The following is a 26,797-nucleotide window of genomic DNA, read 5'->3' on the forward strand; positions in this document are numbered from 1 at the left end:
ATCAAGGTAGTTGTTATATTGGGAGCCATGGAAGGAGTAAATCGTAACGCTCGGCAACGACGTTACGAGGCACGAGACAAAGAAGAGATCATGAAGAAAGCAAAATATCTCCATGAACAAGGATATAGCCAAGTTAAAATAGCTGAAATGTTAGGTTATTCCATTACCTTATCAACATGGAGATATAAAATTGAAACGTAATATGAAAAGTTCTCTGATCTCTTCTTTGATGATATAGTCTGACCTCCGTTCGAAAGACGGAGAGCTAGGCAGAAATGACCTAGCCCACTCCAGCATATGGAGTGAGTAACAAATAGCGTGGCGCGCAAATGATTATGCTGGCAGACTGGCATCCGGACATTATCGAGTTCATCGTCTCAAAAATGCAAAATCCGCGCATTTTGCGCTACTTAATTGAAAATATGGAAGACGAAGGAATTAAAAAAGCGGCGCAAGATAAACTGAAATTCACGCCGCTTACCGAACGGGAACGAGCAATGTACCAAGCAATCGTCAACTACAAAAACGTTCCGGGCTACGGCGGCTTCAGTGAAGAAATTATTAAAGAAGCAGAAGAAAAATTACGTACAGGCGGCACATACACGGTACATAATCCGGACTTTTTAACAGGAGCAAACATTTCCGTCTGCCTGACAAAAGAGTTTATGGAAGCCGTCGAAAAAGATGAAGAGTACGAACTGCGCTTCCCGGATGTAGAAACTTACTCAGAAGAAGAAATGCGAATTTACAACGAAAAATGGCACGAAGTCGGCGATGTACGCGAATGGGAGAAAATGGGATACCGCGTGCGTGTATACCGTAAAATTCGTGCCCGCGAGCTTTGGAAGCTGATTAATATTTGTGCGACGTATTCCGCGGAACCAGGCATTTTCTTCATTGATAACGCCAACGAAATGACGAACGCCCGAGCGTACGGTCAAAAAGTGGTTGCGACAAACCCATGTGGGGAACAACCTCTCGCACCATATTCCGTCTGCAACTTGGCAGCTATTAACCTGGCGAATATGGTCGATAAAGAAAAGAAAGTCGTCGACTATGAAAAATTAAAACGCACCGTCGAAATCGGCGTGAGAATGCAAGATAACGTTATTGACGCAACGCCGTATTTCCTAGAAGAAAACAAAAAACAAGCGCTCGGGGAGCGGCGCATCGGCCTTGGCGTTATGGGGCTAGCTGATTTGCTTATTTACTGCGAAAAAGAGTACGGTTCCGAGGAAGGAAACAAACTTGTCGATGAATTGTTTAAAACGATTGCGACGACCGCTTATCGCGCTTCAATTGAATTAGCGAAAGAAAAAGGCAGCTTCCCATTCCTTGTTGGGGAAACGGAAGAAGAAACGCAAAAACTGCGGGAAGCGTTTATTAACACCGGCTATATGAAACGGATGCCGGAAGATATTCGCCAAGATATTTTGAAATACGGCATTCGCAATTCGCACTTGCTTACGGTCGCTCCGACTGGATCCACTGGAACGATGGTTGGGGTTTCTACAGGACTTGAACCATATTTTTCCTTTTCTTACTACCGCAGCGGCCGCCTAGGCAAGTTTATTGAGGTGAAAGCAGATATCGTTCAAGAATATTTGGACAAACATCCGGAAGCGGATCCGAACAACTTGCCGCATTGGTTTGTCACGGCGATGGATTTATCGCCGGAAGCGCATGCGGATGTGCAATGCATCATTCAGCGCTGGGTCGACTCCAGCCTTTCAAAAACGGTAAATGCGCCAAAAGGATATACCGTTGAACAAGTGCAAAAAGTATATGAACGCTTATGGCGCGGCGGCGCGAAAGGCGGCACCGTGTATGTGGACGGAAGCCGCGACGCGCAAGTATTGACGCTGAAAGCGGAAGAAAACACAATCGAAGAGCAGCTCGAACTGCTCCCGGAAGAAAAAGAGGACAAAGAAACAAAACGCGCCGTTGTTCTCGTTGATACGATTCAAGATTTGCGCGCAACTGATGTAACGATCGGGTCCGAAGTCGGCAACATTTGCCCGGTTTGCCGTGAAGGTACGGTCGAAGAAATCGGCGGCTGCAACACATGCACAAGCTGCGGCGCGCAGCTAAAATGCGGGCTGTAAGCAAGGCAAATCAATAAAACGGAAAGCTGGCTCAGTCAACTGACTGAGCCAGCTTTTTTCATTCATAAGAGCAGAAAAACGAAAATATAGTAGCATGAGGTGTAATTATTGACTGGGGGAGGAAGACGATGCTGATCCATATTGTGCAGAGAGGGGAAAACTTATGGGCGATTGCTCAACGCTACGGGGTGATGCTGGATCAAATCATTGCGGCTAATGGTCTCAAAGATCCCAATCGTCTCGCGGTCGGGCAGGCGCTCGTCATTCCGGTTCCATATCGCTATCATACCGTTCGTCCGGGAGAAACATTATGGGCTATCGCTAGGCGATACGGCGTTTCAATGGATGCGATTGTTCAGGCAAACCGAATCAGCAATCCTTCCGTCCTTTATCAAGGAACGGCTCTTCTTATTCCGCCAAGAACCCACACGGTGCGGCGGGGAGAAACGTTGTCGCAAATCGCCGCGCGGTATGGAACGACCGTGCAAGACATCCTGCGAGTTAATCGGATTGCCGACCCGAATTTCATTTCCTCCGGCATGGTATTAACGATTCCTCATTCTAAGCCGGTCATTGAAGTGAATGCATTTACGATTGATCCAGGAGAAAAAGGAGCGCAGCAAGTCAGGGAAGTAGGCCGCCATTTAACGTACGTATCTCCGTTTGCGTATACAATCAGAGCAGATGGCGGGCTCAATCCGTTCAATGATGCAGCCATCATTCAGGCTATAGCGGCAGAAAGGGTCGTTCCAATGATGGCGATCACCAATTTTACGTATAAAGATCCGGGATCAAGATTGGCGCAGACGATCCTTTCCAATACACAATTGCAAAACCGGCTGCTTGATAATATTGTCCGTACGATGCGGGAAAAAGGGTATCGAGGGTTGAACATTGACTTTGAAAACGTCTATCCGTCTGATCGCGAGCGGTATAATCAATTTTTGCAACGCGCTGTGGAGCGCCTTCATCAGGAAGGCTATTTTGTATCCACTTCTCTTGCTCCAAAAACAAGCGGGGAGCAAAAAGGACTGTTATATGAGGCGCATGATTACTCAGCCCATGGGAGAATTGCCGATTTTGTCGTGCTGATGACGTATGAATGGGGATACCGACTTGGTCCGCCGCAAGCGATTTCCCCTGTTCATCAAATTAGAAGAGTGCTCGATTATGCAGTCACCGTGATACCAAGAAACAAAATTTTTATGGGATTTCAAGTTTATGCGCGCGACTGGGTTCTTCCGCACGTACAAGGACAAGAGGCGGAAACGTTCAGCCCGCAGGAGGCAGTAGAAAGGGCGGTTCGTTATGGCGCAACGATTCAATACGATCCAATCGCCGCATCGCCGTTTTACCGCTATGTCGACAGCCAGGGGCGGACGCATGAAGTCTGGTTTGAGGATGCCCGCAGTGCCCAGGCAAAATTTGAGTTGGTGAAAGAATATCAGCTAAGAGGCATTAGCTATTGGGTGCTTGGTTATTCTTATCCGGAAAATTGGATATTATTAGAAGATAATTTTCGCATTCGTAAGTTATGATCAATGGCCTTTTCAGGCAAAGTGCGTGCAAGTGGGTCGCTCCGACAGCACGCGCTTTTTTTCGTTTGTGGGGATGGTTGTTTATAGCTGCTGTAATTCGAGCCGTTTCTTTATTTGATGAATTTCCGCGTCATGTTTTCCGGTTTTTGCGCTTAAATAGTCGATGTCGATTTTCGCATTTCTCCAGTCATTGGAAAGCAGCTCAAACATCCGGCGGTGCTCAGCCAATTCTTCTTCGATTTTTTTGAAATGACTTCTTGTTTCAATAAGGAAATTGTCTAGTTTTTCTTCCCAACGTTGTTGCCGCTCTTCTAACCGCTGCTGTTGCTCTTCCAATCGTTGTTGCCGTTCTTCCAATCGCTGCTGTCGTTCTTCCAAGCGAAGTTGATTTTCTTCCAGCCGTAGTTGTCCCTCTTCGAGACGGCCAAGCCGCTCATGAACCGGCTGCAGCTCTTCTTTTAAAACGGAACGAAATAATTCGATTAATTCTTGCGCCATTTTATGTCCCTCCTTTCTATTGACTCCATTGTACCATTGCTGGAATGGAATGTCATGATGGATAATGGGAGAAAAGAAGTTTTTGACGAATAGAAAACGAGAGGAGAAAATAAAGATGTCGCTAAAGATTATTTCTGAGCGGTTTCGCCGTTTTGCCATTCGTGAATGCCGTGGGTCTAGTGAACTGTACGAACAGCTGTCATTAAACGTTGCCGAAGATGAGGAGATATTGCGCCTTGCTTCAGCTGCCCGAAGCGGCCAGCCGATTCCGAACTTGTTATTTGGAGCGGTGCACTATTTATGGATGCAAGCGCTTATTTGGCCGGAGCATAAAGAGCGGCTTGAATTGTTTCAAAAAGCCGCCCGCTGCCTGCAGCAAACGCCTGTCCGCTTCATAGAAAGAGATGGAATAGCGCTCTTACCTAACATAGTAGCTACAATTCCAGAAGATACTATTATTTGCGTGTTTCACACCCATGTGGCGAACCAAATTCCTGATAAAGCAAAACAGCTTCTTATCAAACAAATTCGGGAGATTGGCCAAATGAGGGATATTTTCCATCTATATAACAATATGTGGGACACAAAGCTTCATCTTGACTACTTTATCGATGGCATCGAACATAACGAAATTGTCGCAGAAACAGATGGACATGCCCGTTGGTTTCGCTGGGAGCTTGATCACAGCTAATTTAACATGTCCACCGAGAAGTTTCCCACCTCTAAACAGAGTGTAGGTGGGAGAGGTTCATTGAAAAGGAAGAACAGCGTCATTCCAGTCTATGTGAATGAAATATGAACAAAGATTTGCTATATTGTTGTAAGGCAATATCATATCTGTAACGATATTTGGTACCGTCAAGAAGTTGGATTCGAGAAAAGCTGGACATAGTACTCCTTTGTGCATCATTTTACACTCATTTGGTTAAAGTAATTTATATCATAAAGGATGAGGGAAGCATGATATCTAAAAAGTCAAAGCAACCAAAGAAATCAAAGCGATTAGCTAGTTTTTCGCTTGTTGTTATGGGAACCGGCTTTGTCGCAACCATTCCTTTCCAAGGATCGTTTCTAGGCGGATTACTGCAAGGAGGCTTTGAGGCGGGGCTTGTGGGTGGATTAGCCGACTGGTTCGCCGTTACTGCCTTATTCCGACATCCATTGGGGCTTCCCATCCCCCATACAGCTCTTTTGCCTAAAAATCGGGAAAGAATGACAAAAGCACTCGTCTCTGCACTTGAAAATGATTGGCTTTCAAAAGAAAGCATTAGGGATAAAATCAAACAAATCCATTTTACAGAGAAAATGTTGCCCGTCCTTGAGAAAATGCTTCATTCACACTCAGTTAAAAAAGGGGCTGTGTCACTCGTCGTACAAATGATCAGTCATATCAATCTTGAAAAAATTACCCCTTTTGTTGAAAAAGAAATAAAGTCTTCTTTTTATTCCATTAAAATGTGCACTGTTCTTCAGTCTGCCATCAATCAAGCGCTCATTCGTGAATATGATGAGAAGGCGTTAGATTATCTTCTTGGCAAGGCAGAAGAATGGATAAGGAAAAGTACCACAAAGAATCAACTCGGAAATCTGGCAATACGGGCGCTTGACAATATAAAGTTAGACGGTTTTCTGCAGTTTGCGCTAAAGTCTTTTCAGAATCTATTGAATGAAGAAAAACTCGGCAGCATACTACAAAACTTCCTTCTTAGTGTTGTAAGCAGTTTGCGCCAGACTGATAATCCAAACAGGAAGGCTTTGCTTTTGCATGTTCGTACGGAATTGCAAAACATAAAGGACAATAAGGAACTGTTGGAAGAAATCGAAAATTGGAAGAACCATCTTATTGCTGATTGGGAGCCAGCTGAAAAAATAACAGGAATTTTGCAGAAAGCTCAGCAGAAAGCATTGGCCTTTGTTCAAGAAAGCAAGTTTATGGATACGTATCTTCTTCCCTTTTTAACACGCTTATTGAACAAACTAAAGGAAGATCCAGCAAAAATCAATATCATCGAAAATTGGATAAAAGAGGAAATTACCAATCTTGTTGAAGAGAATCATTCAAAAATAGGCAAGCTTGTACAGGAGAATCTGGATAAATTAGATAATGAAACGCTTGTTCATATGATGGAAAATAAAATCGGAAAAGACCTGCAATGGATTCGGGTGAATGGAGCTATTTGCGGTTTTATTATCGGGATTTTTTTAACGGGAATCAAAGCGCTGATTTAATGGTTCTAGCGCCAAAAGAATCGGATGGCAAACGAGGAACATTCCGTCCGTAGTGGAAAATTTTATGACAAATTTTTAACAGATGAGCGATATATTGACGAGTTTTTCCCTGAAGAGGAAGTCCAATCTTGTCATTTTAAGCCCTCATGATATAATAATACTGATTGTTATTTTTTTCTTACAATGGTTTTATAGGAGGGAACAGAAATTGCCGACACCAAGTATGGAAGATTATATTGAACAAATCTACATTTTAATCGAAGAAAAAGGATATGCGCGAGTATCAGATATAGCTGAGGCATTGTCCGTACATCCCTCCTCTGTTACAAAAATGGTGCAAAAATTGGACAAAGATGAGTATTTAGTTTATGAAAAATACCGCGGTTTAGTGTTAACGGCGAAAGGAAAGAAAATCGGAAAAAGACTTGTATACCGCCACGAATTGTTAGAACAATTTATGCGCATTATCGGTGTGGATGAGGAAAACATTTATCACGATGTCGAGGGAATTGAACACCATTTAAGCTGGAATGCGATTGACCGCATCGGCGATTTGGTGCAATATTTTCAGGAAGATCCAAAGCGCATCGAGACGCTTCGTAACATTCAAAAACGGAACGAACAAGCAGAAGAGTAAGGGAAATCTTACTCTTTTTTATTTGGCGTACTAAATTGGGTTTCTCCCTCTTACATATATACAAATGGCAAATAAGAGGGGGAGGCAGCATGGAGATTGACATCGTATTTTCTGGCGGTGGAATAAAAGGGTTTGCGCTCATTGGTGCTTACGGAGCAATTGAAGCAAAAGGACTTCGCTGGAGACGGCTTGCTGGGACGAGCGCAGGTTCGCTCATTGCCGCATTGATTGCCGCAGGATATACAAGCAAGGAAATGTCCGATTTGTTGGATGAATTAGAGTTAGAGCGTTTCCTTGATGAACGGAAATGCCCGTTTCCATTTCCAGTATGGAAATGGGTGAGGCTTTATTGGCGGATGGGACTTTATAAAGGGGATGCGTTTGAACAATGGTTAAAGGAAGTATTGGCAGCACGCGACGTCAAAACATTTGGAGATTTGCCGAAAGAAAGTTTATATATCATTGCGTCAGATGTCACCAATGGGCGAATGTGTATTTTGCCAGATGATTTGCCGCAATACGGAATCGACCCAGCAACATTTTCTGTTGCCAAAGCGGTTCGAATGAGCATTAGCATCCCATATTTTTTTGAACCGGTCAAATTACAGACGAAGGAAGGAAAATATATCATTGTAGACGGAGGTGTGCTCAGCAATTTCCCGCTTTTTTTATTTGATGAAGAAAAGAAAGTGAAAAAACGGCCTGTTCTTGGCATACAGTTAAGCGCGAAGCTTACGGAAAGGCCAAAGCGAAACATTAACAATGCCATCCAATTGTTTGAAGCTCTTTTTAGCGCAATGAAGGAGGCACACGATACCCGCTACATTTCCCGGCGACATGAAAAAAATATCGTGTTTCTTCCCGTAGAAAATGTTTTTTCCACCGAATTTTCCCTCACCCCAGATATTAGAGACAGCTTAATTCAATACGGAAGAGAAAAAACCGAACAATTTCTCACAAAATGGACGTATTAACTAGAAAAGCGGAGGCACCCCAATTTCGTCTAAAAGCGGCCCGCGTCGTTCGGGCGGCGAAATGTTGCCATCCTGGCTTCGAGAAAATATAGAAGAAAGGCGTCAAAGCGTAATTGATATAGTTTTTCAAAAATAAAAAGAATCAAGCTAAAACGATGCTCGATTCTTTTTTTTGCCTTTTTTTCCTTCGATGACGGTTAAATGAGTAGCACGTTTTCTTGGCAGGCGTTTCATTTTTAGATTCGTACTTTTTGTTTTTTGTTTTCGAACCGCTTGGGGATGGAGTTTTTTCGATTGGCGAACCGCTTTTAAATAAGCGATATGATCTTTATTGATACGCCGTCTGAAAACAAAATGATAGATAACATATATTCCCGCAATCATAAGAGCAATGAACATCGCTTTTCGAAACAGAGCGGTCGGCTGTTCGAAAATGGCGTATATGAAACCGAACACTCCGAAAAAAAGGATAATCCCGACAAGCGGATGAATGGCACCGCGTCGCAATAAATCCACCCCCTTACATTATTACTGAACTGCTTTTGTTTCTGTTTCCACGTTTTTCTCTAAACGAAGCAGCTCTTGAAAGGAAGCAATCGCAACTTCGACTTGGTCATCTGTCGGTTCTTTTGTGGTAAGAAGCTGTAGCCATAAACCAGGGTAACCGAGCCAGCGTAAAACCGGGATATTACGCAATTTATTCGTAAACTGCAATACCTCAAACGAAATGCCAAGTACAACCGGAATAAGAGCAAGCCGGTTGACTACCCTTAACCAGAGAGGGTCTGTTGGAACAAACATATATACAAATAAGCCGACGATGACAGTAAATAAAATAAAGCTACTGCCGCAGCGATAGTGAAGCCGGGATGAACGCTGGACGTTCTCTACCGTGAGAGGGAGCCCTGCTTCGAACGCGTTGATTACTTTATGTTCCGCGCCATGATATTGAAAAACGCGTTTAATGAGTGGGGTTAAAGAAATAAAGTAAATATAAGCTAGCAGCAAAGCAAGCTTAAACGCTCCTTCTACAAAAATTTGTGCCATTTTTGTAGGAAATAACGGTTTTAAGGATGCTGCTAAAAATACAGGAACAAGCGTAAAAATGGTTTTAGCGAACAAAAAGGACAATACCCCGATCACTGCGACGCCAAGTACGAGGGAAAGTTTTGACGAATCCGTTTTTGTTTTTTGCAAAGCTTGTTCTTCGTTTGGATCTAGTTCATAACGCTCGCTGGCAAACTGCAAGTGTTTCGCCCCGTTTGCGCTCGCTTCTATAATCGCGACGATTCCGCGAATAAACGGGATTTTTTTGAGAAACGCAACTGTTAGATTTGTCTGGCGCGGCAAACGAAAGTATTCAATGGAATGATCTTTGCGGCGAATTGCGGTAACAGAATATATTTTTCCAGCAAACATGACCCCTTCTACCACTGCTTGGCCGCCATACACTGGTTTTGTTATGTTTTTCATTGTTGACACCAACCTATTTTTTCTTTACTAATTTTATTCTACAAGAAACATCTAGAAACCTCTAGATTGGTGCAATAATTATTATTTCCAAAAATTTCAATGTTCACACATACGATGTTGTGCTTTTTTTATCGTTATATTCATGACTTTATTGATAATCGGTCATACTACCTATAAGGAGGTGCAAAGAGAAATGGCAGAAAATCAGGCGCAGTCTGAGCAAAATAAGAAGGAGCGCCCGATGTCTATTCTTATGAAAGTCGTGATTACTGGGTTTGTCGGTGGAGTATTTTGGAGTCTATTAGGATATTTAGCTTACTTTTTTCACTTTACGGAAATTAGCCCAAATATGATTTTGTTCCCATGGGTTGCCGGTGACTGGAAATACGGAAAGCTTGGAAATTACATCGCCATTTTTCTCATCGGATTATTATCCATATTAGTCGCTCTTATTTATTATGTTGCCTTAAAACAAATTAAAGGAATGTGGGGAGGAATTTTGTACGGCGTCGTTTTATGGCTTATCGTATTTTATGGGTTAAATCCGCTTTTTCCGAATTTGGAAGCTGTTTCACATTTAGAGCGGAATACAATTATTACGACACTTTGTTTATACATTTTATATGGAGTTTTCATCGGATATTCGATTTCATTTGAAATGCAAGAAATGAATCGACAAACACAACCGAAAACAGCAAATAAGTAGTGTGAGGCGGTGCGCTTTTATGATAAAATAATGAATGTTTAAATATTCTTTTGATGATTGAAGCATATGAACATAGCGCATCTTCTTCTCATTAACGGTCCGAACTTGAATCTTTTTGGCAAGCGGGAACCGTATTTTATGGAAGCACAACGCTTCATAACTTAGAACAGGAATGAATATCGTTTGCTTAGGAGCGCGTTGGGTGCAACGTTAACGTGCTTTCAGAGCAGTATTCATGAGATGGAAGGAAAATCATTTTAAATGTCGGTGCGTCTACACATTATAGCTATGCAATCCATGGCGCGATTGCTAACATTAGCGCCCTAGTGGTGGAAGTACATATTTCCAATATTCACGCGTGTGAGCCGCTTCGTCATTGGTCTGTCACTGTTTTAATTTTGCCTTTGGATTAGCAGGGTAGCGGATAGCCACTTTATCGTTATTAGACATATAGGAAGAGGAGAGTAAATATGGAAAAATTAGCGAAATTACGTGCGTTGTTTACCGAACATGGCATTGACGGAATGCTTGTAACCAATCCATATAACCGTCGTTATATGACGGGTTTTACGGGTACGGCAGGTGTCGCTGTCATTAGCCAAGACAAAGCGGTGTTTATTACTGATTTCCGCTATGTCGAGCAAGCGTCCAAACAAGTGCAAGGTTTTGAAATTATAAAACATACCGGGCCGATTATAGAAGAAGTCGCTAAGCAAGTTGCCCGCCTCAACATTCAAAAACTCGGTTTTGAGCAAGAAGACATTTCTTATGCAACGTTTAAAGCATATGAAAAAGAGGTTAACGCGAAACTCGTCCCGACTTCCAATGTGATTGAAAAGTTGCGCTTGATTAAGTCGGAATCAGAGATTAAGATATTAAAGGAAGCGGCGGAAATTGCCGATGCGGCATTTGAACACATTCTTTCCTTTATTCGTCCGGGCGTAAAAGAAATTGACGTGGCGAATGAGCTGGAATTTTTTATGCGCAAACAAGGTGCGACTTCCTCTTCGTTTGATATCATTGTCGCATCTGGCTACCGCTCTGCATTGCCGCACGGAGTGGCAACTGATAAAGTCATTGAAAAAGGCGAGCTCGTCACCCTTGATTTTGGCGCCTATTACAAAGGATATTGTTCCGACATTACAAGAACCGTCGCAGTGGGCGAAATTAGCGACGAGTTGAAAACGATTTATGATATTGTGCTCCAAGCTCAATTGCGCGGCATGGAAGGGATTAAGCCCGGAATGACCGGAAAGGAAGCGGATGCGCTTACTCGTGATTACATTACAGAAAAAGGATATGGAGAGTATTTTGGGCATTCGACTGGTCACGGGATTGGATTGGAGATTCATGAAGGACCGGCGCTATCAGTTCGCTCCGATGTTGTGCTCGAGCCTGGAATGGTTGTCACCGTAGAGCCGGGCATTTACATAGCGGGACTTGGCGGCGTGCGCATTGAAGATGATACGGTTGTCACCGAAAACGGTAATGAATCGCTGACTCATTCGCCAAAAGAACTGATCATTTTATAAATTTATCGTGTGGGAGGATTTTAACGGATGATTTCAGTAAACGATTTTCGTACAGGATTAACGATTGAAGTAGATGGCGATATTTGGCGTGTTATGGAATTCCAGCACGTCAAACCTGGTAAAGGCGCGGCATTTGTCCGTTCAAAACTTCGCAACCTTCGTACAGGTGCGATTCAGGAAAAAACGTTCCGCGCTGGTGAAAAAGTAAACCGCGCGCAAATCGATACGCGCAAAATGCAATATTTATATGCCAACGGCGATCAGCACGTATTTATGGATATGGAAACATACGAGCAAATCGAACTTCCGGCGAAACAAATCGAACATGAATTGAAATTTTTAAAAGAAAACATGGAAGTTTACATCATGATGTACCAAGGTGAAACGATTGGGGTAGAACTTCCAAATACTGTTGAATTAAAAGTAGTAGAAACAGAACCGGGCATTAAAGGCGATACCGCTTCTGGCGGTTCGAAGCCAGCGAAGTTAGAAACTGGTCTTGTTGTTCAAGTTCCGTTCTTTGTCAATGAAGGAGACACGTTAATTATCAACACAGCAGATGGCACATACGTTTCCCGTGCCTAACGTTGTTTGCCCCTTGCGCTTGGCGCAGGGGGCTATTTTGTTTTTCTTTAAACCTTTTTCTTTTCGTATAAAAAAGATGCACTGATGAGCATGACGCCAATGAAGACATAATTAATCGATGTCGATATATCTCTTGCTAGCAAAAAATTATGGAACAGACCAAAAATTCCGGGAACTGCAAATATACATCCAATCCAAAAGGTAATTTTCCCGAATGTAGAAAGTTTCCACATAATTTTTCCCCCTTCGTTTTCGATGATTATTTACCATCCCCCTCTTCTTCCATTATAAAACTGTTTTTGAAAATATGTCCATATACCTCTTCTTAAGAGTTCATTGTCGCAAAAAAATCTCTTCTGAAATTCCCTGTTACGGCATACGTTTGTACTAACCATCTCATTTTTATATTAGGAGGAACAAATGAAACGGTGGCTGCTATTTATCGAACCAACCGTTTTGGCAATGGCGGGAATGCGGTTGCTGTCGGCTGCGATAGAGATGATCGCTGCTCTTGTCATGCTGCTGTTCAATGATGTCAAAAAAGCGTTGGCTGTCAATGCAATCCTTGCAGTGGTTGGACCGACTATTTTTATCATCACGATGACGATGGGCCTGCTTTCTTTAGCAGACGAGCTTTCTTTTTCGAAATTAGGTTTTATTGCTTTAGGGGTCATTCTTATTCTCATCGGTATTTATAAGTAAGTCATAAATTCGTTTTCTATCCCATACATATGAACTAGTCCATCAGGAAGGAGGAACAAAATGCAAGCCGTATGGGATATACTTCCAAAAACGATTGCTGCGATATTGCAACAACTGCCTCCTTCATGGCATGAGCAAATCGAGGAAATTCGGGTGAGAGTTCTTCGTCCATTAGAAGTGATCGTAAAAGGGAAAGCACATTTTTTGCCATATCAAGTGACTTCCGAAGATGGCATCCATCTGCTCAATAAACTAAGCCAATATTCGATTTATGCCATAGAAGAAGAGCTCAAGAGAGGGTTTATTACGGTACAAGGCGGCCATCGTGTTGGACTAGCAGGAAAAGTAGTGACAGACGGCGGAAGCGTGAAAGCGATTCGCCATGTTACTTCTTTTAACATTCGAATTGCTAAGCAAAGAATCGGAATTGCCGAGCCTCTCCTTCCGTATGTGTACAATGGCCGCTGGTATAACACGATGATTATCGGTTCACCGCAAACAGGAAAAACGACACTGCTTCGTGACGCGGCGCGAATGATAAGCATGGGGATTAGCGACAAACACATTCCATCGCAAAAAGTCGGCATTGTCGATGAACGTTCTGAAATTGCGGGATGTGTGAAAGGAATTCCGCAATTTGAGCTCGGAAACCGTGTTGACGTACTCGATGCATGCCCGAAAGCAGAGGGAATGATGATGATGATTCGCTCGATGAGTCCAGACGTACTAATCGTGGATGAAATTGGCCGTGCCGAAGATAGTGAAGCAATTTTAGAAGCAGTAAATGCAGGGGTATGTATATGGACAACTGTACACGGTAGAAAATGGAAGGATGTGTTTCAACGCCCCACATTGCGTCCGATTATTGAACAAGGTGTATTTGACCGATTTGTGGAATTGACAAACGAATATGGGCCAGGAACAGTAAGGCGCATTACTGATGCAAATGGGGTGGTGCTGTATGAACAGGCGGTGAGGAGCAGATGAAACTTGTCGGTGCGCTTCTTATTCTGCTGACGACAACATGGGCTGGATTTGAGGCAGCAAGAATGTTGCATGAACGCCCAAGACAGCTTCGCCAGTTAAAGGCGGCCCTGCAAGCATTAGAAGCAGAAATTATGTATGCTCATACTCCTTTATCTGAGGCAGCATTACATATTAGCAGGCAAATATCATCGCCGCTGTCCAAGCTGTTTGCCCAATTCGCTGCTAAGCTGCAAGCCGGCGAAACGAGTGTGCATCAGGCATGGGAAGAAAGCCTGCAGGCGGTATGGAAGGAGACTGCGTTAAAGCAGGGGGAGTTAGAAATTATGAAACAATTCGGAGAAACGCTTGGACAGTATGATCGCCTGACACAACAAAAACAAATTGCGCTGGCGCTCGCTCATTTGGAGCGCGAAGAGGCGGATGCGCGCGAACGGCAGGCCCGCTATGAAAAAATGGCGAAAAGTTTAGGGGTTCTTGCGGGATTGTTACTAGTGATTTTATTGATTTGAACTTTTGCTTCATAGAAGTGAGAATCTTCTCGCCTATTTAAGATAAAACAGGAGGCAGAACAAAATGGGCATTGACGTGGATATTATTTTTAAAATCGCCGGGGTCGGGATTGTTGTGGCGTTTTTGCATACGGTGCTCGATCAAATGGGGAAGAAGGAATACGCTCAATGGGTGACGCTTCTTGGTTTCATTTACATTTTATTTATGGTCGCCTCGATTGTCAGCGACTTGTTTCAAAAAATTAAAGATGTGTTTTTGTTTCAAGGTTAGGGGGGAGCGGCGATTGAAATTTTGCAAATTGTCGGTCTTGGCTTAATTGCAACGTTTTTAGTAGTGTTATTGAAAGAACATAAATCAAGTGTGGCGTTTTTGCTGACGGTATTTGTCGGATGCGTTATTTTCCTTTTCCTCATCGATAAAATTAGCGAGATTTTGCGTATGTTACAAAAAATGGCATCTGATACAAAAATAAATATGATTTATTTTGAAACGATTTTAAAAATTGTTGGCATTGCTTACATTGCCGAATTTGCCGCCCAAATTTCGAAAGATGCCGGCCAAGGAGCAATTGCTTCCAAAATTGAACTTGGCGGGAAAATTATTATTTTGGCGCTAGCCATTCCGATTTTGACAGCCATTATTGAAACGGTAATCGGTTTAATTCCTTCGTCATAACGTGAGAATGGGAGGTGATGGATTGAAAGAAAAAGTAGTCATGGTCGTCGGCCTATTTTTCTTCTTTTTATCGCCATTGATTGTACAAGCTTCTTCGCCGAATGATCAACTTGTGCAAAAGCAAATGGAACAGCTGGATATAAGTGAAATTCGTCAATATTGGGAAGATATTGTCACAAAATACGGAGGATTTTTGCCAGAAAGCCAAAAAGGGCCGATTGCCGAGTTTTTAAGCGGGGAAAAACAATTATCGTTAAAAGAATGGCTGATCGCGTTTGGAAAATTTCTTTTTTATGAATTACAAGCAAACGGAAAGCTGCTTGGGACATTAATTTTATTAACGGTATTTAGTATGGTGCTGCAATCATTGCAAAATGCGTTTGAGCAACAGGCCGTTAGCAAAGCCGCTTATGCGGTTGTTTATATGGTGCTCCTTATTATTGCGTTAAATAGTTTTCGGGTGGCGATGGATTACGCATTGGATGCTGTCCAGACGATGAGTCATTTTATGATCGCGATGATTCCGCTGTTGTTGGCGCTGCTAGCTTCTTCAGGGGGAGTAATATCCGCGGCATTTTTCCATCCTATTATTCTTTTTCTGATGAATACGACAGGAACGATTGTGGAATACGTAACGTTGCCTCTTTTATTTTTAGCTGCGCTTTTAAGCATTGTCAGTACGTTAACCGATCATTATAAAGTAACACAGCTTGCTGAATTGCTCACAAAAGTTGGAATTGGAATACTTGGCGTGATTTTGACAATTTTTCTTGGTGTCATGTCTGTGAAAGGAACAACGTCAGCGATTGCCGATGGCATTGCATTGCGGACGGCAAAATTTGTGGCGGGGAACTTTATCCCGGTCGTTGGAAAAATGTTTACCGATGCAGCGGATACGGTAGTGACAGCTTCGATGTTATTGAAAAATACAGTTGGCATCGTCGGTGTTGCCATTTTATTTATCATCGCGGCGTTTCCAGCGCTTAAAATTTTTGCCATTGCGTTTATTTATAAGGTTTCCGCAGCGGTGATGCAGCCGCTTGGAGGGGGACCGGTCATTTCTTGTCTTAGTATTATGAGCAAAAGCATTGCGTATGTTTTCGCTTCTCTTGCGATCGTATCGCTTATGTTTTTCCTCAGTTTAACTATTATCATTACAGCAGGAAACATCACGATGATGGTTCGTTAGAGGGGGAAAGCAATGCAAATTGTGATCGAATGGGTTACAAATATTCTTATTTTCATTTTATTTGCTACGATGATCGATTTACTGCTTCCATCTAGCAATATGCAAAAATATGTAAAAATGGTCGTTGGACTGATTTTGCTTTTGCTTATGTTGTCTCCGATTTTAAAATTGTTTTCCATCGATCCGGATCGATGGATCGCCTCGATTATATCAGAAAAGGGGAGTCAACAAGAAATGATGAAAAATGAAATCGAAATGAAGAAAAAAGAAATACAAGCCTCACAACGTGCATATATTTTAGAACAAATGGCTGTCCAGATGAAAAACAAGGTGGATGAGGAGTTGATGAAAGAATATGGATTAAGCGTGGAGGACGTCTCTCTTCAAACAAAAGAAAAAGAGAATTTACAAATTCCAAAAGATATTGAAACGATTGAAGTAGTGCTGACAAAACAGGAGAAGCTGGGAGAAATTCAGCCTGTTATTATTGACACATCAAAGCCGATCAATGAACCAAACAATGATCACCAACTTGAAAAAGAAATACGCACATTTTTAGCAACAACATGGGAAGTAGATGAAAATAAAATTGCCGTGCAAGTAAAGGGGAGGGAATGGGGGGATGCTCGAGGTCATTAAACGATTGTTTTTGTCCACCAAAAAAGAAGCTGGAGAACAGAAGCGAACGCCGTTTTCGTATGTGTTTCTCTTATTATTAGCAGGGATTGCATTAATGGTGATGAGCCACTTTTCTAAAGAAGAAGTTACGCCAACAATCAAAGGAAAAGTGGAAGAGCCGCAGCAAGCAGAACCGGTATTTGGACAAAAACAAGATACGAAGTCAAAAATCATCGCCGCTTATGAACAACGTTACGAAGAACAGCTGAAAACAGCCTTGGAAGCTATCGAAGGGGTTGAAGATGTGACCGTCGTCGTCAATATTGACACAACAGAAACGAAAATACTGGAGAAAAATCGCGTCACTCAACAACAAACAACAGAGGAAACGGATCGCGAAGGTGGAAAGCGAAAAATTGAAAACCATTCTACTAATGAACAAGTTGTTATCGTTCGCGATGGGGAGAACGAAACGCCGATCGTACTGACAACAAAAAAACCGGAAATTCGAGGAGTATTAGTAGTGGCGAAAGGCGCTGATAACTTACAAATAAAAAAATGGATTGTTGAGGCAGTGACGCGCGTTTTAAATGTTCCAAGCTATCGTGTTGCTGTATTGCCGAAAAAATAATACGTTGTGGGGAGGATGGTTGTATGTTAAAGAGACAAACCGTTTGGCTATTAACGATGCTAAGTTTAGTCGTTGTGTTATCCGTTTATTATGTAACGGCCCCGAAAGACATGAATGACGATATGGCTTTTACGAATAATGAAAATGTGACAAAGCAGCAAGTAAATGATAAAGAAAAGGCAGACGTAGCGGTGGAAGAAATGGAAACAAAAGATGGAAAAGTCACTTCCAGCGTTTCAAGCGATGATGTATTTACTGCTCTTCGCATGCAAATTGAGGATGAACGAAGCCGGTTGCGCGACCAATTAAATGATATTGTTGCTTCCGCAAACGCAACCGCACAGCAAAAAAGCGAAGCAATGGATAAAATTGAAAAGCTAGAGGCGTTAGCGGAAAAAGAGGCGACATTAGAAACATTAATCAAATCAAAAGGTGGGTATGATGATGTATTGGTGCGCGCTGAAGATGATCAAGTGCGTGTAACAATTAAAGCGAAAAAGCATTCTGCGCAATCTGCCAATGATGTTATTCATATGGTAAAAAGTGAAATTCCGGAAGCCGATAATGTGACTGTCGAATTCCAGCCAGCTGGATAATGAAAAACAGCTGCTCTACAAAGGGCAGCTTATTTTTATGATAAAAAACCGTTTTATTGTATAATCATTATGTGTATAATCGTTATGAATGGATTTTATAATAACGAATTCATAATCTGAACAACGGAAAGAAAGGTGTGGAGAAAATGAAAATCCAAGAAATTCGCGAATTGATTCGTCTCATTGATCAATCAAACATTGAAGAATTTGTTTACGAACATGATGGAACAAAAGTACATATGAAAAAAACAACCAAAGAAGCGCCGGTTCAAGCGACGGTTCAACCAGCAGTGGAACAAGCAGCAAAACCGGTAATACCGGTAATAGAGGAAGTAAAACCGCAAGCGCCGGCACAGTCAGTTGCTTCGCCAACAGAAGTGAAACAACAAGAATCACCAAAACAAGAAGTAAAAAATACAGAAAATTTACATAAAATCACTTCGCCGATGGTTGGCACATTTTATGCAGCTCCATCGCCAGACGCACCTCCATACGTGAAAGTGGGCGATAAAGTAAAAACAGATACGATCGTTTGCATTATTGAAGCGATGAAGCTATTTAACGAAATCGAAGCAGAGGTAAATGGAGAGATCGTCGAAGTGCTTGTTGAAAACGGGCAGCTTGTTGAGTATGGACAACCTCTATTTCTTGTGAAACCGGAATAAGGGAGAGAACGAGCGATGATTAAGAAAGTATTAATTGCCAATCGCGGAGAAATCGCCGTTCGAATTATTCGTGCTTGCAAAGAGCTTGGAATTGAAACGGTTGCCGTTTTTTCAGAAGCAGATCGCGATGCGCTTCATGTACAGCTTGCGGATGAAGCGTATTGCATTGGTCCGACAGCATCAAAAGATAGTTATTTAAACTTTACCAATATCATGAGTGTGGCTACATTGACGGGCTGCGATGCGATTCACCCAGGGTACGGGTTTTTAGCCGAAAATGCCGCGTTTGCTGAGCTATGCCGCGAATGCAATATCACGTTTATCGGCCCAAGCCCGGAAGCGATTACAAAAATGGGAATTAAAGATGTTGCTCGTGAAACGATGCGGGAGGCTGGCGTACCAATCGTTCCAGGTTCGAAAGGAATTATTGAAAGTGTGGATGAAGCGATTGCTTTAGCGAACGAAATCGGCTATCCGGTCATCATTAAAGCGACGGCAGGCGGAGGCGGAAAAGGAATTCGCGTGGCAAGAAACGAGCAAGAGCTTGTTAAAGGAATTAACATTACACAGCAAGAGGCCGCCACAGCGTTTGGAAATCCAGGTGTATACATAGAGAAATACATTGAAGACTTCCGTCATGTTGAAATTCAAGTGCTTGCTGATTTATATGGAAATGTCATCCATCTTGGTGAACGTGACTGCTCGATTCAACGCCGTCTGCAAAAGCTTGTTGAGGAAGCACCATCGCCGGCGCTTGACGAGGAAACGCGTCAAAAAATGGGACAAGCAGCAGTGCAAGCGGCGCGCGCCGTCAATTATACCGGTGCTGGTACAGTAGAATTTATTTATGACTATAAGGAGAAAAAATTTTATTTCATGGAAATGAATACGCGCATTCAAGTGGAGCATCCGGTCACAGAGTTAATTACCGGAGTAGATTTGATTAAAGAACAAATTCGCATTGCTTCAGGAGAGAAGCTGTCGCTTACCCAAGATGAAGTGACGTTTAACGGATGGGCCATTGAATGTCGGATCAACGCGGAAAATCCGGAGAAAAACTTTATGCCATCACCTGGAAAAATCAATATGTACTTGCCTCCAGGCGGTTTAGGTGTACGGGTTGACTCCGCGGTATATCCAGGCTATACGATTCCGCCTTATTACGATTCGATGATTGCGAAATTGATCGTACACGCCCCTACCCGTGAGGAAGCAATCGCCCGCATGAAGAGAGCATTAAGTGAGTTTATCATTGATGGTATTCATACAACGATTCCGTTTCACATAAAATTATTCGAGCACGAAAAATTCGTAAATGGCGAGTTTAATACGAAATTTCTGGAGTTATATGATATTATGAAATCATAATAACGGGAGGTGTGTACGATGTCAGAACATATTTTTGAGATGGAGCAAGAAGAAGGCGGATTAGGAAAAGTGGAAATTGCGCCAGAAGTAATTGAAGTCATCGCCGGCATCGCTGCAAGTGAAGTAGAAGGAATTGCGCAAATGCGGGGGAACTTTGCTGCCGGTGTTGTCGAACGCTTTGGAAAGAAAAATCATGGAAAAGGCGTAAAAGTGGATTTAAGAGAAGAAGGTGTTGCGATCGACATTTATTGTCTCATTCAATTTGGCGTTTCGATTCCAAATGTAGCGAAAAAAGTTCAAGAAAACGTTCGCCAGGCGCTCTTTAACATGACAGGGCTGGAAGCGAGCGAAGTGAATGTTCATATTGTTGGAATTCAGTTTGATGGAGGAAAGCAAGAGCAAGAAGCAGAACAATAAGAATGCAGGGCACATTCGCTTAGCGATAGTGCCCCTTTGTATTTTTGCGGAAAGTTTGTTATTGTAATGAACGGGCCTTTTTTATGGAGAGGGAGATACAGGAAAAAAGATGATTGCCCAATGAAAAACTTCCATTTTGGCATAAGAACGACCGGAAAATGAACCGCTAAAAAATGGAGCTAATGATTTGTGCGAATAATAGTATCGTTTATCCGAAAAATATGATATGATCATCATATAAATGTTCGTGTTTAAGGGAAGGAGGCGAAAATGATGAAGCGGCATGAAGCGCGAGAAAAGGCGTTGCAGGCGCTATTTCAAGTTGATGTAGGTCATATACCTCCAGAGGAAGCGCTGCAAAACGTAACGGGCGGCAAAGAAGTCGACCCATTTTTACGTCAGCTTGTCATTGGTGTTACAGAGCATCAAGAAGAAATTGATGCATTGTTGCGCGCTAATCTTGAAAAATGGACGTTAGAGCGTGTTGCCAACGTTGACCGGGCGATTTTGCGGATGGCGACATATGAAATGAAATATGTCGATGATGTTCCGGTCAAAGTGAGTTTAGATGAAGCGGTCGAATTAGCGAAAAAATTTGGCGACACGAAATCAGGCCGTTTTGTAAACGGCGTGCTTTCAAAAGTGAAAGATGCGTTACATATTCAAGAATAGAGAGGGGAAATTGGAAACGATGACAGCACAAATCATTAGCGGTGCGGAATTGGCAAAAGAAAAGCGGATGCAATTAGCCAAAGAGGTAGAACAGCTTAAACGTGAAGGAATCGAACCGGGACTGGCGGTGATTCTTGTCGGCGATGATCCTGCTTCTCATTCATATGTAAAGGGGAAACAAAAAGCGTGTGCGGAAGTCGGAATTCGTTCTACATTGTTAACATTTCCAGCTACCATTACAGAAGAATTTTTATTGGAGAAAATAAAAGAATTGAACGAAGATCCATCTGTACACGGCATTTTAGTGCAGCTTCCGCTTCCAAAGCATATTAACGAATTAAAAGTAATTGAAACGATTTCACCTGAAAAAGACGTAGATGGGTTTCATCCGATCAATGTAGGGAGAATGATGGTTGGGCAAAAAGCGTTTCTCCCTTGCACGCCGCATGGCATTTTAGTGATGGTAAAGTCCATCGGAGTGGATATCGCAGGAAAACACGTTGTGGTCGTCGGCCGCAGCAATATCGTGGGCAAACCGGTCGGACAATTATTTTTGCGCGAACATGCGACTGTCACGTACTGCCATTCAAAAACAAAAGATTTAGCGTCTATTACGCGCCAAGCAGATATTTTAATTGTTGCTGTAGGCAAAGCGCGTCTTATTGGTGCGGAACATGTAAAAAAAGGGGCCATCGTCATTGATGTTGGCGTCAACCGGTTAGAAAACGGAAAACTTTGCGGCGATGTCAACTTTGATGAAGTAAAGGAAGTGGCAAGCTATATCACGCCGGTTCCAAAAGGGGTCGGACCGATGACGATTACAATGTTGCTTCATAACACGATCGAAGCGGCAAAAGAACGTGCGCATCGGGAAGTTCACTAATAAGCGAGGGTTATGCTTGTGGCAGAAGTAAAATATGTAACCGTTGGAGCGTTGACAAAATATATTAAGCGCAAATTTGAAGTAGATCCGCATTTGCGCGACTTATGGATCAAAGGGGAAATTTCTAATTTTAAATACCACTCACGCGGACATATGTATTTTACGTTAAAAGATGAACAGGCCCGCATTCAAGCGGTCATGTTCGCTGGATATAATCAATATTTAAGCTTTCGCCCGGAAGATGGTATGAAAGTGCTCGTTCGCGGCGAAATTTCGGTTTACGAACCGAGCGGAAACTATCAAATTTATGTGAAAGAAATGCAGCCAGAAGGAATCGGAAATTTATATTTGGCGTACGAACAATTAAAAAAGCGGCTGGAGGCGGAAGGGTTGTTTTCGCCAGAGCATAAAAAGCCGATTCCGGCGTTTCCGCGCTATATTGGTGTGGTCACTTCCCCGACCGGTGCGGCGATTCGCGATATTATGACGACGATTCGCCGCCGCTACCCAATTGCGACGGTGATTTTGTTTCCGACGCTCGTTCAGGGGGAACAGGCTGCAGAATCCATTGTTCGCTCTATTGAAAAAGCGAACGAGCTTGGCTACATCGATGTGCTTATTGTCGGACGTGGAGGCGGTTCGATCGAAGAACTATGGGCGTTTAATGAAGAAATGGTCGCCCGTGCGATTTTTGCTTCCGAAGTGCCGATTATTTCCGCGGTTGGACACGAAACGGATTTTACGATTGCCGATTTTGTTGCCGATTTGCGCGCCCCAACTCCAACCGGTGCTGCGGAACTGGCGGTGCCGCATATTGCGGAATTGATGGAACGGATTTCACAACGAAAATTGCGGTTGATGCGAGCGATGAAAGAAAAAATAGCGACAGAATCCGATCGTCTTTTGCGCTTGCAAAAATCGTATGCGTTTCGTTATCCAGAAAAACTATATGAACAAAAGGAACAGCAATTAGACTCTTTGCTAGAACGTCTCGAACGTCATACAGAACGGCTTTTTGATAAAAAACGCGAACGTCTCGAGCAGCTTCGCTTGAAATTGTTGCGGCATCACCCGAACGAACAGTTATCAAGAATGAAAGAAAAACACGAATCTCTTACTAAATCATTGGAAAAAGAGATGCGCTCCCATATTCATCATCAACAGCTTCGTTTTACGTCTCTCGTTTCACATTTGCATGCGCTTAGTCCGCTCAAAATTATGGAGAGAGGTTATAGCTTAGTTTATAATGAAAAAAAGGAACTGGTAAAAAGCATTCGCCAGCTTCAACTAGGAGATACGATTCAAGTACGTTTGCAAGATGGGCAAATTGATTGTCATGTATGGGGAATGGAGGAGAAGCATTTACATGAGTGAGGAAAAAGAGCTTACTTTTGAAGAAGCGATGGCAAAGTTAGAAGAAATTGTAGAGAAGTTAGAAGAAGGAAATGTACCGCTTGAACAGGCGATTTCCTTTTTCCAAGAAGGAATGAAGCTTTCCAAACTTTGTCATGATAAATTGCAACATGTGGAAAAACAGATGGAATACATTTTACGAGAGGATGGGCAGCTCGCTCCTTTCTCGATTCAGGAGGAGGAATAGCCTTGAACCGGGCGGAGGTAGAGCAATTTTTACAACAACAAAAACAGCGTTTAGAAGAATCGTTGCCGAACTATATTGCAAGGCTGAATGCTCCTGGGACGATTAAACGGGCGATGTCTTATTCGCTGGAGGCAGGCGGAAAGCGCATTCGTCCGCTTCTGTTGTTTGCGACGCTGCATTCGTTTGGAAAAGAACCGGATATCGGGCTTCCAGTTGCGTGTGCTATTGAGATGATCCATACATACTCATTGATCCATGATGATTTGCCAAGTATGGATAACGATGATCTGCGGAGAGGGAAACCGACGAATCATAAAGTGTTTGGAGAAGCGATGGCTATTTTAGCGGGAGACGGATTGCTCACTTACGCGTTTCAAGTGATTGCGGAAACGAGTGATGCGCGCATCGTTCCGGCGATAAAGATTCGTTTAATCGAAGAACTGGCAAAAGCGGCTGGACCAGAAGGAATGGTGGCAGGGCAAGTTGCCGATATCGAAGGAGAAGGAAAACAGCTGTCGCTTGAACAGCTGGAATATATTCATCGCCATAAAACAGGGAAAATGCTGCAATACAGCGTATTGGCAGGAGCGCTGCTCGCAGATGCGAAAGACGAGCAGCTGCACCATCTCCATATGTTTGCATCCCATCTCGGTCTTGCTTTTCAAATTCGCGATGACATTCTCGATATCGAAGGCTCAGAAGAAAAGATTGGCAAACGGGTTGGCAGCGATATAGAAAATAAAAAAGTGACATATCCATCGCTTTTAACGATTGCTGGGGCGAAAGAAAAGCTATCTTTCCATATCGCAGAAGCAAAACGTTATTTGCAAAAAGCAGAAGTAAATGACATTGTACTAAGTTATATTTGCGATTTAGTCGCTACGCGCGACCACTAAGGAAACGCTCATTGCTGATTCTTTGCGAATATGTTATAGTGAAATAATAGAGAGTTTTTTCTTGCATGCCGTTATCACAGTTGTGTTAGCGGCTCTTTTTTCTCTTTTTTAACGGAAATCGATTTTTTATGTTTAATCATGTATAATAATAACTAACTTCTGTATTATATCAGCTGTAACAAAAGCGAACGATAAAAACGAAAGCGAGTGATCTCGTTTGGATGTTACCAAAATTAAAAATCCGCGCTTTTTAAAAAATATGTCAACAAAGCAGTTAATCGAATTAAGTGCTGATATTCGCAAATTTTTAATTGAAAAGCTGTCGAAAACAGGCGGGCATATCGGCCCCAATTTGGGCGTTGTCGAACTGACCATTGCGCTTCATAAAGTGTTTGATAGTCCGAAAGATAAGTTGATTTGGGATGTCGGCCATCAATCATACGTCCATAAAATTTTGACAGGGCGTGCATCCGAATTTGATACATTACGGCAATATAAAGGTTTATCGGGATTTCCAAAGAGAAGCGAAAGCGAACATGATGTATGGGAAACCGGCCATAGTTCTACATCATTATCTGCGGCGATGGGGATGGCGATTGCCCGTGATTTAAAAGGAACGGATGAATACATCGTTCCGATTATTGGCGACGGTGCATTAACAGGAGGCATGGCGCTCGAGGCATTAAATCATATCGGACATGAGAAAAAAGATATCATCGTTGTTTTAAACGATAACGAAATGTCCATTGCTCCAAACGTTGGCGCGCTCCATAATGTGTTAGGGCGGTTGCGGACAGCGGGCAAATATCAATGGGTGAAAGACGAGCTGGAACTTTTATTAAAAAGAATTCCAGCTGTTGGCGGAAAGTTGGCGGCAACGGCAGAGCGCATTAAAGATAGCTTAAAATATTTGCTTGTTTCGGGCGTTTTTTTTGAAGAATTAGGGTTTACGTATCTCGGTCCTGTTGACGGACATAATTTTGACGATTTGTTTGAGAATTTGCATTATGCCAAAAAGATAAAAGGTCCTGTACTTCTTCACGTTATTACGAAAAAAGGAAAGGGATATAGTCCGGCGGAAAATGATAAAGTCGGAACATGGCATGGCACCGGACCATACAAAATCGAAACAGGTGATTTTCTAAAACCGGTGGATACTGCTCCATCATGGAGTGAACTTGTTAGCGAGACGGTGCGAAAATTAGCCCGCACAGATAAACGGATTGTCGCAATCACACCGGCAATGCCAGTCGGATCAAAACTAGAAGGGTTTGCGAGCGAATTTCCTGACCGAATGTTTGATGTTGGAATTGCGGAACAACATGCAACAACGCTTGCTGCGGGGCTTGCGACGCAAGGAATGAAGCCGTTTTTAGCAATTTACTCGACGTTTTTGCAGCGGGCGTATGATCAAGTCGTTCATGATGTTTGCCGGCAGAATTTAAACGTTTTTTTCGCCATTGATCGAGCAGGGCTAGTCGGCGCGGACGGTGAAACACATCAAGGTGTGTTTGATATCGCCTTTTTGCGCCACGTTCCGAACCTTGTCATTATGATGCCAAAGGATGAAAACGAAGGGCAGCATATGGTGTATACGGCAATTCAATATGATGACGGACCAATCGCGCTTCGCTTTCCGCGCGGCAACGGGCTTGGCGTCAAGCTCGATGAAGAATTGAAGAAAATTCCGATAGGAACGTGGGAAGTATTGCGCGAAGGCCGAGATTTAGCGATTTTAACGTTTGGCACTACGATTTCCATGGCATTAGAGGCCGCAGAGAAGCTTGCCAAAGATAATATTTCTGTGAAAGTAGTGAACGCCCGTTTTATTAAACCGATGGATGAGAAAATGTTGCATGATTTGTTAGAAAGCAATATCCCAATTTTAACGATTGAAGAAGCGGTATTGCAAGGCGGCTTTGGCAGCGCTGTTTTGGAGTTTGCCCACGACCATGGCTATCATCAAGCGGTGATTAACCGAATGGGCATTCCTGACCGCTTCATTGAACACGGCAGTGTCAAAGAGTTGTTAAATGAAATTGGTTTAACGACAGCACATATTATTGATCGTGTAAAAACCATTATACCAAGAAAACAAAAAAGGGCATGAG

At 42.7% G+C, this 26,797-nt stretch carries 31 protein-coding genes and 2 pseudogenes; 29 read left to right on the forward strand and 4 right to left on the reverse strand.

What is annotated here, in order from left to right; genetic code table 11:
• The first annotated feature begins 18 nt into the window (after window positions 1-18).
• From QSJ37_RS14550 to QSJ37_RS14560, 3 genes and pseudogenes are all read left to right on the forward strand, one after another.
• Window positions 19-201, forward strand: a complete 183-nt coding sequence (locus tag QSJ37_RS14550) for a hypothetical protein (protein ID WP_285755842.1) — start codon at window positions 19-21, stop codon at window positions 199-201.
• Window positions 202-317: 116 nt separating this feature from the next.
• Window positions 318-2,105: pseudogene (locus QSJ37_RS14555) on the forward strand (vitamin B12-dependent ribonucleotide reductase); the annotation flags it as partial.
• A gap of 128 nt (window positions 2,106-2,233) precedes the next feature.
• Window positions 2,234-3,643: a glycoside hydrolase family 18 protein gene (locus QSJ37_RS14560; protein ID WP_285755844.1), complete on the forward strand. Its 1,410-nt coding sequence runs from the start codon at window positions 2,234-2,236 to the stop codon at window positions 3,641-3,643.
• Window positions 3,644-3,724: 81 nt separating this feature from the next.
• Here QSJ37_RS14560 and QSJ37_RS14565 read toward each other — a convergent pair whose 3' ends face one another.
• Window positions 3,725-4,141 carry a hypothetical protein gene (locus QSJ37_RS14565; RefSeq protein WP_285755845.1) on the reverse strand — a complete coding sequence of 139 codons (417 nt, stop codon included), beginning with the start codon at window positions 4,139-4,141 and terminating at the stop codon, window positions 3,725-3,727.
• Window positions 4,142-4,256: 115 nt separating this feature from the next.
• On the opposite strand from QSJ37_RS14565, the gene QSJ37_RS14570 reads away from it, so the two are divergent.
• From QSJ37_RS14570 to QSJ37_RS14585, 4 genes are all read left to right on the forward strand, one after another.
• Window positions 4,257-4,832 carry a DUF2332 family protein gene (locus tag QSJ37_RS14570; RefSeq protein WP_285755846.1) on the forward strand — a complete coding sequence of 192 codons (576 nt, stop codon included), beginning with the start codon at window positions 4,257-4,259 and terminating at the stop codon, window positions 4,830-4,832.
• A 269-nt stretch (window positions 4,833-5,101) separates the two neighbouring features.
• Window positions 5,102-6,370, forward strand: a complete 1,269-nt coding sequence (locus QSJ37_RS14575; RefSeq protein ID WP_285756149.1) for a DUF445 domain-containing protein — start codon at window positions 5,102-5,104, stop codon at window positions 6,368-6,370.
• Window positions 6,371-6,578: 208 nt separating this feature from the next.
• Complete coding sequence (gene mntR, locus QSJ37_RS14580) at window positions 6,579-7,007, forward strand: transcriptional regulator MntR (protein WP_015864465.1); 429 nt, start codon at window positions 6,579-6,581, stop codon at window positions 7,005-7,007.
• An 89-nt stretch (window positions 7,008-7,096) separates the two neighbouring features.
• A complete protein-coding gene (locus QSJ37_RS14585; protein ID WP_285755847.1) occupies window positions 7,097-7,981 on the forward strand; it encodes a patatin-like phospholipase family protein in 885 nt (294 codons plus the stop codon).
• Window positions 7,982-8,128: 147 nt separating this feature from the next.
• Here the strand turns inward: QSJ37_RS14585 and QSJ37_RS14590 are convergent, their stop codons facing one another.
• Together QSJ37_RS14590 and QSJ37_RS14595 are read right to left on the reverse strand one after the other, a co-directional pair.
• A complete protein-coding gene (locus QSJ37_RS14590) occupies window positions 8,129-8,488 on the reverse strand; it encodes an SA1362 family protein (protein WP_285755848.1) in 360 nt (119 codons plus the stop codon).
• Window positions 8,489-8,509: 21 nt separating this feature from the next.
• Window positions 8,510-9,454 carry a DUF1385 domain-containing protein gene (locus tag QSJ37_RS14595; RefSeq protein ID WP_285755849.1) on the reverse strand — a complete coding sequence of 315 codons (945 nt, stop codon included), beginning with the start codon at window positions 9,452-9,454 and terminating at the stop codon, window positions 8,510-8,512.
• Window positions 9,455-9,647: 193 nt separating this feature from the next.
• Here QSJ37_RS14595 and QSJ37_RS14600 point away from each other — a divergent pair, with 193 nt between their 5' ends.
• The 4 genes and pseudogenes from QSJ37_RS14600 (at window position 9,648) to efp (ending at window position 12,277) form a co-directional block, all read left to right on the forward strand.
• Window positions 9,648-10,160, forward strand: a complete 513-nt coding sequence (locus QSJ37_RS14600) for a YqhR family membrane protein (RefSeq protein WP_285755850.1) — start codon at window positions 9,648-9,650, stop codon at window positions 10,158-10,160.
• A 66-nt stretch (window positions 10,161-10,226) separates the two neighbouring features.
• Window positions 10,227-10,558, forward strand: a pseudogene (locus tag QSJ37_RS18110) (type II 3-dehydroquinate dehydratase); the annotation flags it as partial.
• Window positions 10,559-10,630: 72 nt separating this feature from the next.
• Window positions 10,631-11,692 carry a M24 family metallopeptidase gene (locus QSJ37_RS14610; protein WP_285755851.1) on the forward strand — a complete coding sequence of 354 codons (1,062 nt, stop codon included), beginning with the start codon at window positions 10,631-10,633 and terminating at the stop codon, window positions 11,690-11,692.
• A gap of 27 nt (window positions 11,693-11,719) precedes the next feature.
• Window positions 11,720-12,277, forward strand: a complete 558-nt coding sequence (gene efp, locus QSJ37_RS14615) for an elongation factor P (protein ID WP_062678718.1) — start codon at window positions 11,720-11,722, stop codon at window positions 12,275-12,277.
• A 47-nt stretch (window positions 12,278-12,324) separates the two neighbouring features.
• Here efp and QSJ37_RS14620 read toward each other — a convergent pair whose 3' ends face one another.
• Window positions 12,325-12,510, reverse strand: a complete 186-nt coding sequence (locus QSJ37_RS14620; protein ID WP_285755852.1) for a hypothetical protein — start codon at window positions 12,508-12,510, stop codon at window positions 12,325-12,327.
• Between the two features lie 187 nt (window positions 12,511-12,697).
• Between QSJ37_RS14620 and QSJ37_RS14625 the strand changes: the two genes are divergently transcribed.
• The 18 genes from QSJ37_RS14625 to dxs all read left to right on the forward strand — a co-directional run bounded on the left by QSJ37_RS14625 (window position 12,698) and on the right by dxs (window position 26,796).
• A complete protein-coding gene (locus tag QSJ37_RS14625; protein WP_285755853.1) occupies window positions 12,698-12,979 on the forward strand; it encodes a YqhV family protein in 282 nt (93 codons plus the stop codon).
• A 60-nt stretch (window positions 12,980-13,039) separates the two neighbouring features.
• Entirely contained in the window at window positions 13,040-13,966 is a 927-nt protein-coding gene (spoIIIAA, locus tag QSJ37_RS14630; protein WP_285755855.1) for a stage III sporulation protein AA, read from the forward strand.
• Window positions 13,963-14,475 (forward strand): stage III sporulation protein SpoIIIAB, encoded by a 513-nt coding sequence (gene spoIIIAB, locus QSJ37_RS14635; protein ID WP_285755856.1) that lies wholly within the window; start codon window positions 13,963-13,965, stop codon window positions 14,473-14,475. Before spoIIIAA ends, spoIIIAB begins: the two co-directional genes overlap by 4 nt.
• A 64-nt stretch (window positions 14,476-14,539) precedes the next feature.
• The gene (gene spoIIIAC, locus QSJ37_RS14640) at window positions 14,540-14,746 is read left to right on the forward strand and encodes a stage III sporulation protein AC (protein ID WP_015864455.1); all 207 of its coding nucleotides are present in this window, start codon (window positions 14,540-14,542) and stop codon (window positions 14,744-14,746) included.
• A 21-nt stretch (window positions 14,747-14,767) separates the two neighbouring features.
• Window positions 14,768-15,151 (forward strand): stage III sporulation protein AD, encoded by a 384-nt coding sequence (gene spoIIIAD / locus QSJ37_RS14645; RefSeq protein ID WP_062678715.1) that lies wholly within the window; start codon window positions 14,768-14,770, stop codon window positions 15,149-15,151.
• 40 nt (window positions 15,152-15,191) lie between these two features.
• On the forward strand, window positions 15,192-16,340 hold the full coding sequence (spoIIIAE, locus tag QSJ37_RS14650; RefSeq protein ID WP_285756152.1) for a stage III sporulation protein AE: 1,149 nt from the start codon (window positions 15,192-15,194) through the stop codon (window positions 16,338-16,340).
• A 12-nt stretch (window positions 16,341-16,352) separates the two neighbouring features.
• Window positions 16,353-16,979: a stage III sporulation protein AF gene (gene spoIIIAF / locus QSJ37_RS14655; RefSeq protein ID WP_285755859.1), complete on the forward strand. Its 627-nt coding sequence runs from the start codon at window positions 16,353-16,355 to the stop codon at window positions 16,977-16,979.
• On the forward strand, window positions 16,963-17,589 hold the full coding sequence (spoIIIAG, locus tag QSJ37_RS14660; protein WP_015864451.1) for a stage III sporulation protein AG: 627 nt from the start codon (window positions 16,963-16,965) through the stop codon (window positions 17,587-17,589). The genes spoIIIAF and spoIIIAG overlap by 17 nt, the downstream gene beginning before the upstream one ends.
• Window positions 17,590-17,612: 23 nt before the next feature.
• Window positions 17,613-18,185, forward strand: a complete 573-nt coding sequence (locus QSJ37_RS14665) for a SpoIIIAH-like family protein (protein ID WP_285755860.1) — start codon at window positions 17,613-17,615, stop codon at window positions 18,183-18,185.
• Between the two features lie 146 nt (window positions 18,186-18,331).
• Window positions 18,332-18,850 (forward strand): acetyl-CoA carboxylase biotin carboxyl carrier protein, encoded by a 519-nt coding sequence (accB, locus tag QSJ37_RS14670; RefSeq protein ID WP_285755862.1) that lies wholly within the window; start codon window positions 18,332-18,334, stop codon window positions 18,848-18,850.
• Between the two features lie 15 nt (window positions 18,851-18,865).
• A complete protein-coding gene (gene accC / locus QSJ37_RS14675; RefSeq protein ID WP_285755863.1) occupies window positions 18,866-20,218 on the forward strand; it encodes an acetyl-CoA carboxylase biotin carboxylase subunit in 1,353 nt (450 codons plus the stop codon).
• Window positions 20,219-20,236: 18 nt separating this feature from the next.
• The gene (locus QSJ37_RS14680; protein WP_285755864.1) at window positions 20,237-20,635 is read left to right on the forward strand and encodes an Asp23/Gls24 family envelope stress response protein; all 399 of its coding nucleotides are present in this window, start codon (window positions 20,237-20,239) and stop codon (window positions 20,633-20,635) included.
• A gap of 273 nt (window positions 20,636-20,908) precedes the next feature.
• Entirely contained in the window at window positions 20,909-21,307 is a 399-nt protein-coding gene (nusB, locus tag QSJ37_RS14685; protein ID WP_041269708.1) for a transcription antitermination factor NusB, read from the forward strand.
• A 19-nt stretch (window positions 21,308-21,326) separates the two neighbouring features.
• On the forward strand, window positions 21,327-22,190 hold the full coding sequence (gene folD, locus QSJ37_RS14690; protein ID WP_285755865.1) for a bifunctional methylenetetrahydrofolate dehydrogenase/methenyltetrahydrofolate cyclohydrolase FolD: 864 nt from the start codon (window positions 21,327-21,329) through the stop codon (window positions 22,188-22,190).
• 12 nt (window positions 22,191-22,202) lie between these two features.
• A complete protein-coding gene (xseA, locus tag QSJ37_RS14695) occupies window positions 22,203-23,564 on the forward strand; it encodes an exodeoxyribonuclease VII large subunit (protein WP_285755866.1) in 1,362 nt (453 codons plus the stop codon).
• Window positions 23,557-23,790: an exodeoxyribonuclease VII small subunit gene (locus QSJ37_RS14700; RefSeq protein ID WP_062752874.1), complete on the forward strand. Its 234-nt coding sequence runs from the start codon at window positions 23,557-23,559 to the stop codon at window positions 23,788-23,790. The genes xseA and QSJ37_RS14700 overlap by 8 nt, the downstream gene beginning before the upstream one ends.
• Before the next feature lie 2 nt (window positions 23,791-23,792).
• The gene (locus QSJ37_RS14705; protein ID WP_285755867.1) at window positions 23,793-24,686 is read left to right on the forward strand and encodes a polyprenyl synthetase family protein; all 894 of its coding nucleotides are present in this window, start codon (window positions 23,793-23,795) and stop codon (window positions 24,684-24,686) included.
• 217 nt (window positions 24,687-24,903) lie between these two features.
• Entirely contained in the window at window positions 24,904-26,796 is a 1,893-nt protein-coding gene (dxs, locus tag QSJ37_RS14710; protein WP_285755868.1) for a 1-deoxy-D-xylulose-5-phosphate synthase, read from the forward strand.
• Window position 26,797 lies beyond the last annotated feature (1 nt).

Source organism: Parageobacillus sp. G301 (genome assembly GCF_030268025.1).
Classification (GTDB): domain Bacteria; phylum Bacillota; class Bacilli; order Bacillales; family Anoxybacillaceae; genus Parageobacillus_B; species Parageobacillus_B toebii.